This window comes from Streptococcus mitis (genome assembly GCF_000722695.1).
GTDB lineage: Bacteria > Bacillota > Bacilli > Lactobacillales > Streptococcaceae > Streptococcus > Streptococcus mitis_O.
Genome location: NZ_JPFU01000013.1, coordinates 759,076 through 774,731 on the forward strand (window position 1 = coordinate 759,076; position 15,656 = coordinate 774,731).

At 39.7% G+C, this 15,656-nt stretch carries 15 protein-coding genes; 5 read left to right on the plus strand and 10 right to left on the minus strand.

The genetic code is table 11. The annotated features are described in order from the left end of the window. Position 1: 1 nt before the first annotated feature. Together SK629_RS08780 and SK629_RS08785 are read right to left on the minus strand one after the other, a co-directional pair. Entirely contained in the window at positions 2-1,033 is a 1,032-nt protein-coding gene (locus tag SK629_RS08780; RefSeq protein ID WP_042901495.1) for a replication initiator protein A, read from the minus strand. 263 nt (positions 1,034-1,296) lie between these two features. Further along, positions 1,297-1,863, minus strand: a complete 567-nt coding sequence (locus tag SK629_RS08785) for a helix-turn-helix domain-containing protein (protein ID WP_042901496.1) — start codon at positions 1,861-1,863, stop codon at positions 1,297-1,299. Between the two features lie 59 nt (positions 1,864-1,922). Here SK629_RS08785 and SK629_RS08790 point away from each other — a divergent pair, with 59 nt between their 5' ends. Next, a complete protein-coding gene (locus SK629_RS08790) occupies positions 1,923-2,579 on the plus strand; it encodes a hypothetical protein (protein ID WP_042901497.1) in 657 nt (218 codons plus the stop codon). A 336-nt stretch (positions 2,580-2,915) separates the two neighbouring features. Here SK629_RS08790 and SK629_RS08795 read toward each other — a convergent pair whose 3' ends face one another. From SK629_RS08795 to SK629_RS11690, 5 genes are all read right to left on the minus strand, one after another. Continuing rightward, on the minus strand, positions 2,916-3,587 hold the full coding sequence (locus SK629_RS08795) for a DUF2786 domain-containing protein (RefSeq protein WP_042901610.1): 672 nt from the start codon (positions 3,585-3,587) through the stop codon (positions 2,916-2,918). A gap of 1 nt (position 3,588) precedes the next feature. Further along, positions 3,589-4,050: a hypothetical protein gene (locus tag SK629_RS08800; RefSeq protein WP_042901498.1), complete on the minus strand. Its 462-nt coding sequence runs from the start codon at positions 4,048-4,050 to the stop codon at positions 3,589-3,591. Positions 4,051-4,063: 13 nt separating this feature from the next. After that, a complete protein-coding gene (locus tag SK629_RS08805; protein WP_042901499.1) occupies positions 4,064-4,432 on the minus strand; it encodes a hypothetical protein in 369 nt (122 codons plus the stop codon). 193 nt (positions 4,433-4,625) lie between these two features. Further along, positions 4,626-5,684: a DUF6287 domain-containing protein gene (locus tag SK629_RS08810; RefSeq protein ID WP_042901500.1), complete on the minus strand. Its 1,059-nt coding sequence runs from the start codon at positions 5,682-5,684 to the stop codon at positions 4,626-4,628. Between the two features lie 61 nt (positions 5,685-5,745). After that, entirely contained in the window at positions 5,746-6,855 is a 1,110-nt protein-coding gene (locus tag SK629_RS11690) for an endo-beta-N-acetylglucosaminidase (RefSeq protein WP_419991776.1), read from the minus strand. A gap of 209 nt (positions 6,856-7,064) precedes the next feature. Here SK629_RS11690 and SK629_RS08820 point away from each other — a divergent pair, with 209 nt between their 5' ends. Continuing rightward, positions 7,065-7,994 (plus strand): helix-turn-helix domain-containing protein, encoded by a 930-nt coding sequence (locus SK629_RS08820; protein ID WP_042901501.1) that lies wholly within the window; start codon positions 7,065-7,067, stop codon positions 7,992-7,994. 50 nt (positions 7,995-8,044) lie between these two features. Here the strand turns inward: SK629_RS08820 and SK629_RS08825 are convergent, their stop codons facing one another. The 3 genes from SK629_RS08825 to zapA form a co-directional block, all read right to left on the minus strand. Continuing rightward, positions 8,045-10,381 carry an endonuclease MutS2 gene (locus SK629_RS08825; protein ID WP_042901502.1) on the minus strand — a complete coding sequence of 779 codons (2,337 nt, stop codon included), beginning with the start codon at positions 10,379-10,381 and terminating at the stop codon, positions 8,045-8,047. A gap of 217 nt (positions 10,382-10,598) precedes the next feature. Continuing rightward, positions 10,599-11,147, minus strand: coding sequence for a CvpA family protein (locus SK629_RS08830; RefSeq protein ID WP_042901503.1), 549 nt, complete (start codon positions 11,145-11,147; stop codon positions 10,599-10,601). Continuing rightward, entirely contained in the window at positions 11,144-11,446 is a 303-nt protein-coding gene (gene zapA / locus SK629_RS08835) for a cell division protein ZapA (RefSeq protein ID WP_042901505.1), read from the minus strand. Before zapA ends, SK629_RS08830 begins: the two co-directional genes overlap by 4 nt. Positions 11,447-11,532: 86 nt before the next feature. On the opposite strand from zapA, the gene rnhC reads away from it, so the two are divergent. The 3 genes from rnhC (at position 11,533) to SK629_RS08850 (ending at position 15,640) form a co-directional block, all read left to right on the plus strand. Continuing rightward, the gene (gene rnhC, locus SK629_RS08840; protein WP_042901506.1) at positions 11,533-12,414 is read left to right on the plus strand and encodes a ribonuclease HIII; all 882 of its coding nucleotides are present in this window, start codon (positions 11,533-11,535) and stop codon (positions 12,412-12,414) included. Positions 12,415-12,417: 3 nt separating this feature from the next. After that, positions 12,418-13,032, plus strand: coding sequence for a signal peptidase I (gene lepB / locus SK629_RS08845; protein WP_033689324.1), 615 nt, complete (start codon positions 12,418-12,420; stop codon positions 13,030-13,032). 241 nt (positions 13,033-13,273) lie between these two features. Then, positions 13,274-15,640, plus strand: a complete 2,367-nt coding sequence (locus tag SK629_RS08850) for an ATP-dependent RecD-like DNA helicase (RefSeq protein ID WP_042901507.1) — start codon at positions 13,274-13,276, stop codon at positions 15,638-15,640. Positions 15,641-15,656 lie beyond the last annotated feature (16 nt).

Sequence of the window (15,656 nt, forward strand, 5' to 3'; positions counted from 1 at the left end):
TTTAACAAGTCACAGTGTCTTTAGACAACTCAGCTAAAAAATGATTCAGTTTAATCTCTGATAGTTTGTCTGGATAATAATGTGCAACCACACTAGGACACTCTTCAGGAAATTTTCTAGCATACTCACTTTGTCCTGATAGCTCAAGGAAACCCTGTTCTTTTTCAATGAGTAGAGCCATCTTCCAAAAACGAATCATCATTTTGTAGAAGTAGGCTGGGACATTCTGGATTGGTTTTCCTTCAGCCTCTCCGGTTTTGATTTTAAAAATCAATTTATCAAGCTCACGCTCAAGATCTTGCAGCCAAACCTCTCCATAAATTTCCTGATCAGCTAAGAGGTTGTTGTAATTCTTCTCAACTTGGCGTTTTGCTTGATAGATTTTATTTTCAAGAATTTTTGCATCTTTTCCAAACATACTGAGTTTCTGAACTAGTTGAGGAGAAAGAAAACCATGTTGCCCCATTTTAAATGCTTCAGAAATTGATAAATCAGATAAAGGAGATTCGTTCTCGTATCGATTAGTATCGTTAGATAATTCAGTCTCGTTATTCTCAGTATCATTAGCGTGTCGTTTCGACATTTTTTGACATGTCGTTCTAACATTTCCTTGATTTTTTTGGAAGTGTCGTTTTGACATTTCCGCCGTTGCCGATGGGTGGGAGTGAATTTCTTCAGCAGGGAGAACTTGATAGTCAATATTGCCCAAGTACAGTAGATTAGGCTTATTCAAACCTTGTCGAACCTCTTCTAAGAGGCCATATTCTTGGAGCTCTTTTTTTAGTTTAATAACTTTTTTATTACCATAGCCTAAAATTTCTTGAAGTTCAGTAATTGTATAAATCAGATAGACATCTCCATTTTTATCAATCCAGTTATTTCTAAGAGATAGTTCAAAACGATCTTTCAAGATAGCGTATGTAAATTTAGCATCTGTACTCATCGGTTTATAAAGTGGCGATTCAACAAATATTTTTGGTATTTTATAAAATCTTTCACTTGATTGAATCTGGCTTGCAGAAATTCGCTTCATACTAAACACCTACTTTCAACAAAAACTGACCAGTATCAGAAAACTGAAACAAACCAAATTCCTCTAGCTCTTTCAAAATTAAATGTGCTCTCGTTCTTGTCATATTTTGTGACTTCATAATTTCTTTCAATACTAGGTCACGTGATTGTTGCGCTTGTCTTGTCATTGGGTTATCCTTTCTTATCAGCAGCTGATGGTGATTTATTCACAGCTATATCATAATGTATAATGAGAAATTCTATTTTAAAGGGACAATCAATAAATTATCGAACTATTTCCTTTATCTGTTTGATAGTATCTCTTTCCTTTTTATCAAGTTCTATGTATTCCTGTAGAAGTTTTGCCCTTTTTTCACTGATAGAATAAAGTTCTTTAACTAACTCTATCGATATTGTTGCGTTTGGTTTATTAGCCATAGAGTTCTCTTCATAACCAAGTAGATATGGGATAGACACTCCGAAGTATTCTGATAGAATTTGCGCATTTTTAGCATTTGGACTTCTACTCCCTTGATTGTAATTTCCGAGAGTAGAGTAGCCTATACCTGTAGCCTCACTTATCTCCTTCAGGGATAACCCTCTATCTCTAGCAAGTGACTGGAATGGAGTCATCTTTTTTCTTCCATCAATACTAAAACCATCATCAAGACCTAGTAAGTAAGGTACGGACACTCCAAAGTATCCTGCAAGAATTTTTGCATTTTCTATACTAAGATTTGTTTTTCCATTTTCATATTTCCCGTATTGAGACTGGTTAGTATTCAAAACTTTTGCTAAGTCAGCTTGAGTTAGCAATTTTTCTTTTCTTAGATTTTTAAGCCTATTAGACATAACTACTCCTCATATATATTGTGTTATAATAATTTTCGGTAGGTGGTCATGGAGGTGACATGCTAAACAAAAATAATAACCAAACTCATTACGGACATGGAAATCAATACATCGATCAAAGTATTACAACAAATATATTTTTAACATACGGTGATCCTCAACCTAGTAGCTCATCAGATAATTCAGGTATGTGGATTATCATTTTTCTAGTAATTACACTATCTCTAGGAAACTTACTTCTAGGTTTTATTCAAGAACATAAACAAGTAATTACTATGACTCAAATCATTCTACTTATCGTTGTCAATTGCTATGTTTATTTCAAATCAAAAGACATGAAGCTACTAATCACTGAAATGGTTCCTTCTGTCCTAAGTACTCTAACGACAATATTCTCAGTTAGTAATCAAATCCCAGCTAATTTTCAATCAATATTGGATAAGATGAGTACAAATCCCGATTTATCCTCTTGGAAAACTGCTGTAAATAGTTTTTTCAGTAGCTTAATACCAAAAGCTTTCGAACTTTTATCGTATTATCCTAGCTATAATATAGTTCTTACCGCTTTCTATATCATTCTGGTCCTATCAACCATTCTTAGTCCTTTGTTGATTGGATTTAATGCATTCTTTAAGAAATCTATTAAGAACTCTCTCACTTATGTATTCACTATCGCCTATTGGATTTTTTTCTTTGTTTTAAAAATGATTCAATAACCGTACAGCAATAAATTAAGGCGGTTACAGTTAAACTAATTAGTATTAAGGACAATAAAGTTTGACCTCCACCTACCAACCTAATCATAAACAAAGCGTAACCTAAAAAAGTATACATGGTCACTTTAGTAAATATTTTTACTAATGGTTTCATTTGTTTCCTCCTTAACCTGGTTAGATGCCAGGTTTTTTGATATTAACAAAGTATAGAATTAAGATATATCATTTATTTTCCTATTCATCAAATCGAAAATCATTACATCTCTAGTCAAACTTGAGAAGTTTGTTTGGTGTTGTTTCATATGTAATCCTTTCTTTAAGTAAGCCACTTTATATTCATACTTGTAGTAATTCTTCTGATAGCAGCCTAGTCTCTTTTGCCTGTTCAAAACCAGCAATATAAGCCTCATAATCAACTTCAATTTCTATTTTTAGGCTTCTACTCTCTAATTTACCCATACGTAGTCGTTGTTCTTCCAAAACTTCTGCTGGGATTTTTACCATCAAACCAAATTCTTCTGATGATTGAGCCTGGTCCTGAAAACGTTGATCTATTCCGTTTAAGAAACCTAGTAAGTACGATTTCTTATAGTCTTTCCATCTTGCTCTTGAGACTGTAGGGAAAAGTCGTTTCAGTCGATATTTAAGGTATAAGAGCGCACCTTCGTAAACCTTACTACAAAATTCAGCATCAGATTGATATCCAAAGAAAATTATCTGTGTGATGCCATCTTCGTGAAGTCGTCTTCTTATCGTTTTACATCTAAAATTTTCACCTAAAATACCTGCCAACTTTTCTTGCCACCATGGAAGTCTATATTCCCATGTTCCTATTGTTTCACCAATATCTTTTTGAGTTTTACTATTCGTTAAATCATTCATAGAAAGATTATGCTTCACCATAAGTCTTTGAGCCATAAGAAGTGCAGTCTGCCCCTCTTCATCGTTTGGTGCATCGTAAGCTAATTCTAAAAGGTTTTGTATCTTCTCAATAATTTTATTATCCATATCAATCCACATGTTTATACTTTCTAGATAAGGAACTAGCGTAATGTTTTGAATCATTAACCTTTGCATTATAAAAAATCATATTATCCCCAATAATTTCTTGCCATTTAGGAATCTCCTCGCGATAAATGCGATTAAGTCCATAAAAGTTCCTTACAATAAATCTAACAGCTCCAATATGATCTCCTAAACCAACCACACACAACACATCATGTTCCATATCATATACCCAATGACTTTTTGAATTTGTCAGTATTTCCCAAGCAAATTCCCAATCTCTCTCTAGCCAATCATGCCCTGGTCTGTAATAAACTTTTGTCTGACAAGATTCATCATTAAATCCATAAAAACAGTGGCTACACAGCGTTCTGTTTTTATCTACCCACCAACAAGGACCATACTTTTCATTGATGCAAGGTGTAACCCAGTTGCAAGAACATCGTCTACAAATTCCAGTCTCCATGCTTTACTCCTTCCTACACATATCCCATCAATTCTGGATTAAATTCTAGAGTCAACCATAAGGCTTCATCCTGAGTCAATTGGCTAGTTTGTCCCCATGTTTCATCTCTTGCTCTTCTGGAGTAAGGATAACTGCCATGTTTATTTCTAGGCTTTAATTCATGAATAACATCGTCTTTAATAACTTCCCAAAGTAGACTAGAGGGCTTATAATAATAACCGTCTCCAAGCCAAACTCTATTGAGTTCATCGTATACAGATACTTTTTCATCAGAATTTCCTTCAGGGATACAATCAACCATATTTTCATTCTTATCAAGATCTATTACATCGAAAATTTCTAGCGAATCAATATCCATAACAATTTCAATATTATCTGACATTTTTTCTCCTTTCCTTAATTTTGGCAACGAAAAAAGAGAACGAATTTCCTCGTCCTCTACATACATTTATATGTTTATTGCATTTCTCAAAACTCTAGACACTTACTGGAAAAATCTTATTTGACTCTGTAGAAAAAGATTGAGCATTCCCATGTGCGTGAAATGCTATTAATTAAATGAATCTATTTCACTTCTAGTCTACACGATATAAGAATTGTTCTGGTTTATTATGTACTGGAAATGAAGCACGATAGATGATTCTATCTTTACTAATATCCGAAGCGTCTGATATTATTCCATCCATAGATGTCTCATCAGGTATTCTAACTCCTGCTGGTATGAATTGAATAAAGACTCCAAAAGATGGACCTGAATAGCGAGCTCGTAGAAACTCATTTACTATTTCTGATTCTGCAACTTTAACTGTAAACTGTTCTGGAGCCACTAACCCATCCTTGCTAAAGACTAGGTCTTCTCCTCCGTGACCATTACTCCATCTTCCTTCAATACTAGAGAAATCTCCATTTTTTATGGCGTTAATATCCATTTTCCCAGAAGTATGTTGGTTTGTTGAAGATGATGTCTCAGCTGTCCCCTTATCTGCACTTGCTCCTCCAGGAATCTTATCTGAAACAGACTTCCAACTTAGGGTTTCTAGAGAAATAGGCGAACCGACACCAAGATCTGCTAACTCTTGAGCTTCCTTGGCCTTCACCAAGGACTGGCCATCCTCACTAAATTGATAGTGGACATAGATGTGACTCGTTGCTGTACCAGCCCCACGATAAAGCAGAGAATTGTCTGGCAAAATACCGACTGTCATTCTCTCACCAATCTGGTCTAAACGATTTTCTTGATTGGTCAGACGGATCACCTTTCCATCTTTCAAAGTACGGATATCAAGCAAACTCTTTTCGCCACTCTTCATTTCAAGAGCAAGCAAGAGTTCATCCACTCCGTCGTTATTCAAATCTGTATTGTGGTAAACCACATCTGTGTAAAAACCTTGAGAAGACTTCACTTGACTAGCCAAAGGATTGACCTCCATACCTGTAGGAAAGATACCTTTGGTTACTTTTTCATAGTCATCGAGAACCTTGTTATATTGGCTGTAATCTATCTCTGGTGTCGCTACAGATGTATCTGATGTTGAAGCAGATGGTGTTTCCGAGCTTTTGTTCCAAGGTAGATACTGACAGCCTCCCAAAACCAGTGTCAGTAAAAGCGTTGTGGCTAATAAAAACTTTTTCATATTACTCCCTTATCTAAGAGAAAGGAACCAGCCTGTGCTAATTCCTTTCACTATTTTTATTTTATTTAACCCACTTACCTGATTCATCCACTTGATAACCATCTGGGGTACGTTCGTTGACTGCCATCTTACCATTTGACTTGAGATAATAGTCACCTACCCATGTGTTACGCGCATAGCTACCTTCTGATGTTAAGTAGTAGTATGAATCATAGTTCTTATCAAAAATCCACTCTTTTGTAGCCATCTTGCCATTTGATTTAACATAATAACTATCAACCCAAGTACTGTAAGAATAGCTTCCCTCAGACGTTAGATAATAGTAGGCACCATAGTTCTTATCAAAAATCCACTCACTCTTAGCCATGTAACCACCTGATTTAAGGTAATAGTTTCCTATCCAAGAATTTTGGACAAAGTTACCTGAAGCATCTAGGTAGAAGTAGGAATTATAGTTTTTATCGAAAATCCACTTACTAGTGACTTTAGTGCCATTCTGGTAGTAGGATAAACCTGACCAACCAGATTGAACCCTATTAGAAGTTGATTTTGGACTTTGATTAGTTTTAGAATTTCCAACTGATCTTGTACTTTCTACAGCTTGTGCATTATCAACCAGTTTAGAATTCTCTACTGGCTTAGAACTCTCTGCTACCTTAGAACTCTCTGCTGGCTGTGTAGTTAAACTTGCTTCATCTTTTACATATTTTCCATCTTTAACAGTAATAAGATTTGACCTTCCTAAAAACTTTTGACCCCTTAGATACTGATGGCTAAATTCAAAGTAATACTTCCCATCTGGTAACTTTTCAAACTTATTAACACTTACATGCTTAGAAGGTACATAATAAAAATCTTTCTCAAGCCCTTTCTCTTTGCTCACTTCACCAAATTCTGGACCTCTATAGCCCCAAACTTGTTCATGTGTATCGGCACTAAATAACGTGGGAACGATATCTTCAGACTCTTCCAAAAAAGGAGTCGCCTTAATTTTTAAGACAAGATGCTTATCCCCAAGCACTTCTGCTTTTACATCAAGAGAAGCCTGAGTTGTGTCAGCCTGCACCGTTTGTGCTGAAAAAGGTAGAACTCCTGCTGTGTCTACAAGAGAGACAAGACCAAATGTTGCAGCCGCTAGGCTTGTTACTAAAACTGTTTTTGACTTCATCATCAAAGATCTCCTTTAAATTTTTATTGTTTACGGTTACAGTATAGCATGCTATTTACCTTATTTACGAAAAGCGTATTTATATTTACCTTTATTGAACAATTACCCCCCCCCCCCGAAAAAGCGTAACTATATTTACTTTTTTCTAAAAATTCCCTTAAAAACTGGTAGAATTATGATAGAATGGAAAAAAGGACTTGAGGAGATTTAGGATGCAAGATGAAAGTGTGTATGGATTAGTCTATAAGGCCATCCGTGAGGAGAGAGGATTTACACAGAAGGAAGCTGCTGGGTCTACAGTGACTCCTCATTTTTTACGTCAGTTTGAGCAAGGGAAATCTCGAATAACCATTCAAAAATTTGAAGAGATTCTATCTAATATTGGAATTGATAAAGAAACCTTTGATAGTCTCAAAACTCAGATGTTTCCAACGGAATTTCATAAATTACAGGCTCAGGTTGCTGATTTAGCCTATAAGCGTGAATTTAAAAAGATCCTTAGTTTTATTAATCAACCCATGGAAAATCCTGGGATCGCTGAACACTATGTGATTGCCAATCGTGTAGTCAATAAATTTGCTATCGCAAACATCATCGGCGATTCTTTTCTGACTCCAAAAGATTATCAAGAACTAGAATATATCAAGAACTATTTGAGCGAATTGGACGACTGGAACAAAATTGAGGTCAATATCTTTTCATCTATCCTGCCTCACTTTTCAATCGAATTTTTAGACTACAGACTCTACCACTTATTAGATACTCTCAAAAAACAGACTGAATACCATTCAATCCGTACTGCTGACTACTATATCGCCTGCTTAAGAACTGCTATCAAGCATTACTCTGTCAATGGCTACTATGATAAGGCTGAGAATTTAGCGGTGAAGACTCTGGAAGTAATTAATGCCTTCCCTCTATTGAGTACCAAGATGATAGAAATGATTAATCTTTCCATGGAACGAGCTAATAATTTTCTCAGACAGGATGACGTCAGAGGACTAGAACTTGCAAAACACATTTTTGCTAGTCTCGATAACTTTGAAAAAATTTATCCAAATCAACTTTTGACACGAATGAGAGAAGACTTCTTTGCAACTGTCACACAACTCAATCACACTGGGCAACCTTTAGACATCTAGTCTAGAAATCAAAAAAAGCTTGAGGAATCTTGTATTTCCTCAGGCTTTTCTTATCCTTTAAAAGTCACAATAGTCGCACCACTACCTCCAGCATTTTGTGGGGCATAGCCGAAACTCTTGACATGCTTGTTTCTTTGTAGGTATTTGGTGACACCTTCACGGATAACACCTGTTCCGATACCATGGATGATATCAACTTGAGCCATATTGTTAAGCAAAGCTTGGTCGATAAAGGCATCTAGCTCATTCATGGCTTCTTCATAACGTTTGCCTCGAAGGTCCAGTCTTGCTTGTGGGCCACGACCAGAAGTCCGTTTCACAACATTGACCTGTTTCTTCTTGACTTGCTTTTCTTGCTGGGCTTGAACAAGGTCAAATTCTTTTTCTTCCAAGGTCATCTTAATCAGACCGACTTGGGCTTCCCAGCGGCCGTCCTTAAGCTGACTTGTCAAAGTACCACGCTGACCGTAACTGAGAACCACGATATCATCTCCCACCTTGGGAGCTCGTTTTTTCTTGGCCTTTTGAAGGACCTTGTTTTTAGACAAATCTACTTTTTCAGGAGCCAATTTTTTCAACTTGGCCTTGGCTTCAATGATTTCATGGGGTTTGAGCTGGGACTTACTATGGAGATTTTTGAGAATCTGATCACTCTCACTGAGGGCCATGTCCACAATCTCAGTAGCCTGTTCACGCGCCTTATTAAGCTCCGTTTCCTTTTCACGATTGAGTTCGTTGTAAAGTTTTTTGAGCGCACGGTTCATCTTGAGATTTTCTTGCTCCACCTCACGGATATTGTCCAAGCGTTTACGGCTTTCCAGCGTCTGCTCTTCCAGTTGCTCAATAATCCGATTGACATCATTGTCCTGATTGACCTGCTGGCTGGCATCCCCTACGATGACTTCAGATAGGCCTAGACGTTTGGCAATTTCGAAGGCATTGCTTCGGCCAGGCACACCCTGCATAAAGCGATAGGTAGGGCGAAGAGTTGCAGTATCAAACTCCATGCTGGCATTTTGCACAAAGGCTGTCTCAATACCGTAGGCCTTGAGTTCCGGATAGTGGGTCGTCGCCATGGTCTTGACTTGACGTAGGCGAAGGTCCTCCAGAATAGCCATGGCAAGAGCAGCTCCTTCTTGAGGGTCTGTACCAGCTCCCAACTCATCCAAGAGTAAGAGTGAATGTTGATTGACCTTGCCAAGAATATCCACAATATTGGTCATGTGGCTAGAGAAGGTAGACAAGCTCTGCTCAATAGATTGCTCATCCCCAATATCAGCAAAAATTTCTTCAAAAATACCAACACGACTTCCCTTATCAGCTAAAATCGGCAAGCCTGACTGGGCCATGACCTGCGTCAATCCCAGAGTTTTGAGCATGATGGTCTTCCCACCTGTATTAGGACCTGTAATGACAATCGCTGTTAAATCTTGACCAAAATGGACATCATTTGCGACGGCATTTTTGACCAAAGGATGGCAGACATGGAGCAGTTGAATCTCTTGATTTTCTGATAGCTGAGGAACGACTGCTTGCCTTTCTTGGATAAAGCAAACCTTGGCACGAATCAAGTCCAGATGGCCGATAATCCAGGCGTCATTGGCAATATCAGCCGCATGAGGGCGGACACGTTCAGAAATTTCTTGGAGAATGCGAAGCATTTCATAGCGCTCATCTGCTCGTAAACTGGCAATTTCTTCGCTCAGTTTGACCACCTCACGGGGTTCGATATAGACGGTATTTCCACTAGCAGAAATATCATGAACAACACCTGCAATCTTATTGCGGTAGGTGTTTTTGACTGGTAAAACCTGACGGCCATTTCTGCTGGCAACAATCCCTTCTGTCAACATCTGCGCTTTTTTCTTGAGCAAGTCTTGCAAGACATCGCGTACCTGACTCTCGCTATCATGGATTTTTCGACGGATGCGCGCCAATTCTTCACTGGCAAAGTTCTCAATGAAACCTGCATCATTAAAGGCTTGGAGATTTCCTTGTAATTGCGGAAAATCATGTAATTTCTCAAACCAAAGGGCTAATTCTGTCAAGCTAACATTTTCTAGATTAGCATAAAAACTTTGAAGCTCTCGGCTGGCAAGAAGCACGCGCTTCAAGAGTAGGAACTCCTCGATATTGAGATCCGCCCCCATCTCCAACCGCTTGCAGACTCCTGCGATTTCCTTGGTTGCGAGAATGGTAAAATGCGGTTGCTCAACAAAAAGAGCCTGCATTTCCTTCATCTCAGCAAAAGCCTGTTTGATTTTTTCTGCTTTGGCAGTCGGAGCCAGCTGTCTCAATTGCTCTAGGCCCTGCTCGGTCAACAAATGGGGTTCAAACAAGGCCTTGACCTTATTAAACTCTAATATTTCTAATATTTTCTTATTCATCTTTATTTCCTTGTCTTTGAATGTCTAGGTGTATGATACTCAATGAAAATCAAAGAGCAAACTAGGAAGCTAGCCACAGGTTGCTCAAAACAGTGTTTTGAGGTTGCAGATGGAAGCTGACGTGGTTTGAAGAGATTTTCGAAGAGTATTAGCTTTTTACATTCTGATAGATTCTAGTCAATCTGTAAACAAAGGGCTAGGAAAACTCCTGCCCTTTTTATCCGATTAAATTTGTCACCCAGATTTGTTTGAGCCAACTGGTTGTTACTGGTATGCTCTGGATGATGTGTTTTGCGACGATACTCTTTTCAAGAGGATTTTGTATAGCTGCCATGGGAATGGTTGCTAGTATGGTCAAGACCATTTGCAAGACAAATAAGGTCACCAACATGGACAAGATACCTGCTGAAACTTGGAACAACTTGCCACCCAGTTTTTTACTAGGAAGTAAGTGTAAGAGGAGACCAAGCAAACGACCGATGCTATAGACAACCCCGAAAACCAACAAGTAGCCGATACCTGCGTAAAAGACCTTATCCAACTGAAAGAGTTGATCCGATGGGAAAAAGAAAGTTCCCTGACCTTCCTGCGGATTTGCATAAGGGAGCAATAAATGGAATTGCTCACCAAGCCCCTTGTAAAACTGGCCAGCCATAAAAGCCGATGCCATGGCTGAAATCAGGTAATAAACCTGCAAGAGCAAGCCTCTCCGATAGCCGATATAAAATCCCCAAGCCAAGACCAATAGAAGAAGGAGTGAAATCATAAGGAATCCTCAATCTTGCTCTGTTCTTGCTTGCAGGTCACAAGCTTGTGACGGAGTTCTTCTAACTCTTGCTCCTTATCGTCAAATTCAATCTCACGGCTGAGTTGAGTTGACAAACAGTTAACTGCCAACAAAAGAGCGATTGTTTCATCGTCTGCATTTGGCATTTGTTCTTTAATTGCTTGGTATTTTTCTGTCGCAACCTTGGCGATTTCCTCCATAAAAAGGTTATCATGCTCGCTTGTCAAGGTTAATGATTTTTTCCCGAATGTAAATTTGAATCGATTTAGATTTGCCATAAAATTCACCTCACGATATTATACCAAAATTCGCTAATTTTGTCAGTTTTTACAAATTTGCCTGCTTTTATGGTACAATAGAAACTATGGCAAGTATAACACTCACACCAAGCGAAAAGGAGATTCAGACTTTTCTTGAACACTATCAAACCAGTCTGGCTCCCAGTAAAAACCCCTATATTCGCTACTTTTTGCGACTACCTCAAGCAACCGTTTCTATCTATACTTCTGGAAAGGTCTTGCTTCAGGGTGAAGGGGCTGAGAAATACGCCAGTTTCTTTGGCCATCAGGTTGTCGAGGAAAATAGGGGACAAAATTTCCCTTTGATTGGGACAGATGAGGTAGGAAATGGTTCCTACTTTGGTGGGCTGGCAGTTGTGGCTTCCTTTGTCACACCTGACCAGCATGACTTCTTGCGAAAACTCGGTGTGGGAGATTCCAAGACTCTGACCGACCAAAAGATTCGTCAGATTGCTCCTATTCTCAAGGAAAGAATTCAGCACCAGGCACTGCTTCTCTCACCAAGCAAGTACAACGAGGTCATCGGAGACCGCTACAATGCTGTTTCAGTTAAGGTCGCCCTCCATAATCAGGCTATCTATCTCCTCCTTCAAAAAGGTCTTCAGCCTGAGAAAATTGTGATTGATGCCTTCACCAGTGCTAAAAATTATGACAAGTACTTGGCACAAGAGGCCAATCGTTTCAGCAATCCTATCAGCTTAGAAGAAAAGGCTGAGGGTAAATACTTGGCTGTCGCAGTTTCTTCTGTCATTGCGCGTGATCTCTTTCTGGAAAATCTTGAAAATCTGGGACGAGAATTGGGCTATCAACTTCCAAGTGGAGCTGGAACAGCTTCTGACAAGGTGGCTAGCCAGATTTTACAAGTCTATGGTATGCAGGGACTCAACTTCTGCGCCAAGTTGCACTTTAAAAATACTGAAAAAGCGAAAAAACGCTTAGAAAGGTAAGTTATGAATTCATTTAAACATTTTCTAAAAGAGTGGGGATTATTCCTCCTGATTCTGTCATTACTAGCTTTAAGCCGTATCTTTTTTTGGAGTAATGTCCGTGTAGAAGGCCATTCCATGGATCCGACCCTAGCGGATGGCGAAATCCTCTTTGTTGTCAAACATCTCCCTATTGACCGTTTTGATATCGTGGTGGCCCATGAGGAAGATGGCAATAAGGACATCGTCAAGCGCGTGATTGGAATGCCTGGCGACACTATCCGTTACGAAAATGATAAACTTTACATCAATGACAAAGAGACAGATGAACCTTACCTAGCTGACTACATCAAACGCTTCAAGGACGACAAACTCCAAAGCACCTACTCAGGCAAGGGATTTGAAGGAAATAAAGGAACTTTCTTTAGAAGTATTGCTGAAAAAGCCCAAGCCTTCACAGTTGATGTCAATTACAACACCAACTTTAGCTTTACTGTCCCAGAAGGAGAATACCTTCTCCTCGGAGATGACCGCCTGGTTTCTAGCGACAGCCGTCACGTAGGTACCTTTAAAGCAAAAGATATCACAGGGGAAGCTAAATTCCGCTTCTGGCCAATCACCCGTATCGGAACATTTTAAGAAATCGAAGAGGCCGAGAAGCGACAATCTCAGCCTCTTCTTCTATCGCGAGAAGGGATTCTTTAGTCCCAGTTTGCTTAATACTCTTCGAAAATCTCTTCAAACCACGTCAGCTTCCATCTGCAACCTCAAAGCCGTGCTTTGAGCAACCTGCGGCTAGCTTCCTAGTTTGCTCTTTGATTTTCATTGAGTATAAAATAGATACAAAGTTAACTCTCACCTATTCATGCAAAGGAATTTTATGGAAGTTTATTTTTCAGGAACCATTGAACGGATTATTTTTGAAAATCCCAGCAATTTTTATCGCATTCTCCTCCTAGAAATCGAAGATACGGACGCAGCGGATTTTGATGATTTTGAAATCATTGTCACAGGAACCATGGCTGACGTGATTGAGGGAGAAGACTATACATTTTGGGGACAAATTGTCCAGCACTCCAAGTATGGGGAACAACTGCAAATCAGCCGTTATGAACGAGCAAAACCAACTAGCAAGGGTCTTGTTAAGTACTTTTCAAGTAGTCATTTCAAGGGAATTGGTCTCAAGACTGCTCAGAAAATCGTCGACACCTATGGCGAAAATACCATTGACGAAATTCTGCAACACCCAGAAAAGTTAGAAGGCATCGCAGGACTCTCTGCCAAAAATCGCGAGGCTTTCGTCTCCACCCTCCGTCTCAACTACGGAACCGAGATGGTTTTGGCCAAACTTGCTAACTACGGTATTCCCAATAAATTAGCCTTTCAGATTCAAGACTTTTACAAGGAAGAAACCCTTGATGTGGTTGAAAATTATCCCTACCAGCTGGTTGAGGATATCAAGGGCTTGGGATTTACCATTGCTGACCAATTAGCAGAGGAACTAGGCATCGAAAGTCAGGCTCCTGAACGCTTCCGCGCCGGTCTAGTTCACAGTCTTTTTCAGGCCTGTATGGAAACAGGGGATACCTATGTTGAAGCACGGGATTTACTAGAACAAACCCTTACCCTCCTTGAGTCTTCCCGCCCCGTTGAACTGGATCCCAGCCAAGTGGCCCAAGAGCTCTCCTACCTGATCGAAGAAGACAAGGTTCAGCAGATTGATACCAAGATTTTTGACAACAGCCTCTTTTTCGCTGAGGAAGGCATCCGCAGTCACTTGGTTCGTATCCTTGAAAAAAGAGAACAAAAGAGCCCAGATATGGAAACCATTCAAAAACATATCACTACTGTCGAGGAAGATCTGGGAATCCACTATGATAGCATTCAAAAACAAGCTATCTGCGATGCTATCCAGAATAAAGTCTTTATCCTAACAGGTGGACCTGGTACTGGTAAGACAACGGTTATCAATGGGATTATCGCTGTTTATGCCCTTTTAGAAGGGCTTGACCTCAGGAAAAAAAGCAATTTGCCTATTCTTCTTGCTGCTCCAACTGGACGAGCCGCTCGACGCATGAATGAATTGACAGGTTTGCCTAGCGCGACCATACACCGTCACTTGGGAATGACAGGCGACGATGACACCAGCCATCTGGAAGATTATCTGGATGCCGACTTTATTATCGTGGATGAATTTTCTATGGTTGATACTTGGCTGGCCAACCAACTCTTCTCCAACATCTCTTCTAACAGCAAGATCCTCATAGTGGGTGACAGCGACCAGTTGCCTTCTGTCAGCCCTGGACAGGTTCTAGCGGATCTGCTTCATATTCCCTTGATTCCTCAGACTCGCTTGGAAAAAATTTATCGACAAAGCGAAGAATCAACCATCGTCACCCTAGCTAGTCAGATTCGACAGGGTATCTTGCCAGCTGATTTCACCCAGAAAAAAGCAGACCGTTCCTACTTTGAAATCGCTAGTGGTCATATCCCTGCTACTATTGAAAAGATTTTAGGCGCTGCCCTTAGAAGTGGTATCCCCGCCCGTGATATCCAAGTTCTGGCTCCTATGTACAGAGGGACAGCAGGGATTGATGCCATCAACCAGCTCATGCAAGACCTCCTGAACCCACCACAAAAAGACCAACCCAGTTTTGAAGCTCCCCAGTGCCACTATCGTAAGGGGGACAAGGTCATTCATTTGGTCAACGATGCTGAAATCAATGTCTTTAATGGAGATTTAGGAGCCATCACAGACCTGATTCCTGGTAAATATACCGAGTCGAAACAAGACGAGATTGTCATTGATTTTGATGGCAACGAGGTCTCTTACCCACGTAACGAATGGTACAAGATTCGCCTAGCCTATGCCATGAGTATCCATAAATCTCAGGGAAGTGAGTTCCCTGTTGTCATCCTACCCATTACTAGTGCTAGTCGACGTATGCTGGAGAGAAACCTCATCTACACAGCCATTACACGCGCCAAAAGCAAACTCATCTTACTAGGTGAATTACAGGCCTTCGACTATGCTACCCAGCACATCGGAACTGCCCGAAAAACCTATCTGATTGAACGCTTCAGTGATCTAATTGAAAATGTTGAAGAAAAGCAACAAGCTGTCTCTGAAACTGCCACATTAACTGACTCTGAACAATCCTACATCTTAACCGAAGAAAACTGGAACAGCATCCCAGCCATGATTGGGATTACAGAAGCAGATCTCAAAGAGATTTTTGGAAAATAGTGCATCAGAAAACCCA

Bases quoted from the DNA above. Each gene is read 5' to 3' on its own strand.
- SK629_RS08805 (WP_042901499.1), bottom strand. From the start codon at position 4,432: ATGTCAGATAATATTGAAATTGTTATGGATATTGATTCGCTAGAAATT.
- SK629_RS08785 (WP_042901496.1), bottom strand. From the start codon at position 1,863: ATGTCTAATAGGCTTAAAAATCTAAGAAAAGAAAAATTGCTAACTCAA.
- SK629_RS08780 (WP_042901495.1), bottom strand. From the start codon at position 1,033: ATGAAGCGAATTTCTGCAAGCCAGATTCAATCAAGTGAAAGATTTTAT.
- SK629_RS08830 (WP_042901503.1), bottom strand. From the start codon at position 11,147: ATGATTTCACTCCTTCTTCTATTGGTCTTGGCTTGGGGATTTTATATC.
- SK629_RS08850 (WP_042901507.1), top strand. From the start codon at position 13,274: ATGGAAGTTTATTTTTCAGGAACCATTGAACGGATTATTTTTGAAAAT.
- SK629_RS08795 (WP_042901610.1), bottom strand. From the start codon at position 3,587: ATGGATAATAAAATTATTGAGAAGATACAAAACCTTTTAGAATTAGCT.
- SK629_RS08825 (WP_042901502.1), bottom strand. From the start codon at position 10,381: ATGAATAAGAAAATATTAGAAATATTAGAGTTTAATAAGGTCAAGGCC.
- SK629_RS08800 (WP_042901498.1), bottom strand. From the start codon at position 4,050: ATGGAGACTGGAATTTGTAGACGATGTTCTTGCAACTGGGTTACACCT.
- SK629_RS11690 (WP_419991776.1), bottom strand. From the start codon at position 6,855: ATGATGAAGTCAAAAACAGTTTTAGTAACAAGCCTAGCGGCTGCAACA.
- SK629_RS08790 (WP_042901497.1), top strand. From the start codon at position 1,923: ATGCTAAACAAAAATAATAACCAAACTCATTACGGACATGGAAATCAA.
- zapA (WP_042901505.1), bottom strand. From the start codon at position 11,446: ATGGCAAATCTAAATCGATTCAAATTTACATTCGGGAAAAAATCATTA.
- SK629_RS08820 (WP_042901501.1), top strand. From the start codon at position 7,065: ATGCAAGATGAAAGTGTGTATGGATTAGTCTATAAGGCCATCCGTGAG.
- SK629_RS08810 (WP_042901500.1), bottom strand. From the start codon at position 5,684: ATGAAAAAGTTTTTATTAGCCACAACGCTTTTACTGACACTGGTTTTG.
- rnhC (WP_042901506.1), top strand. From the start codon at position 11,533: ATGGCAAGTATAACACTCACACCAAGCGAAAAGGAGATTCAGACTTTT.
- lepB (WP_033689324.1), top strand. From the start codon at position 12,418: ATGAATTCATTTAAACATTTTCTAAAAGAGTGGGGATTATTCCTCCTG.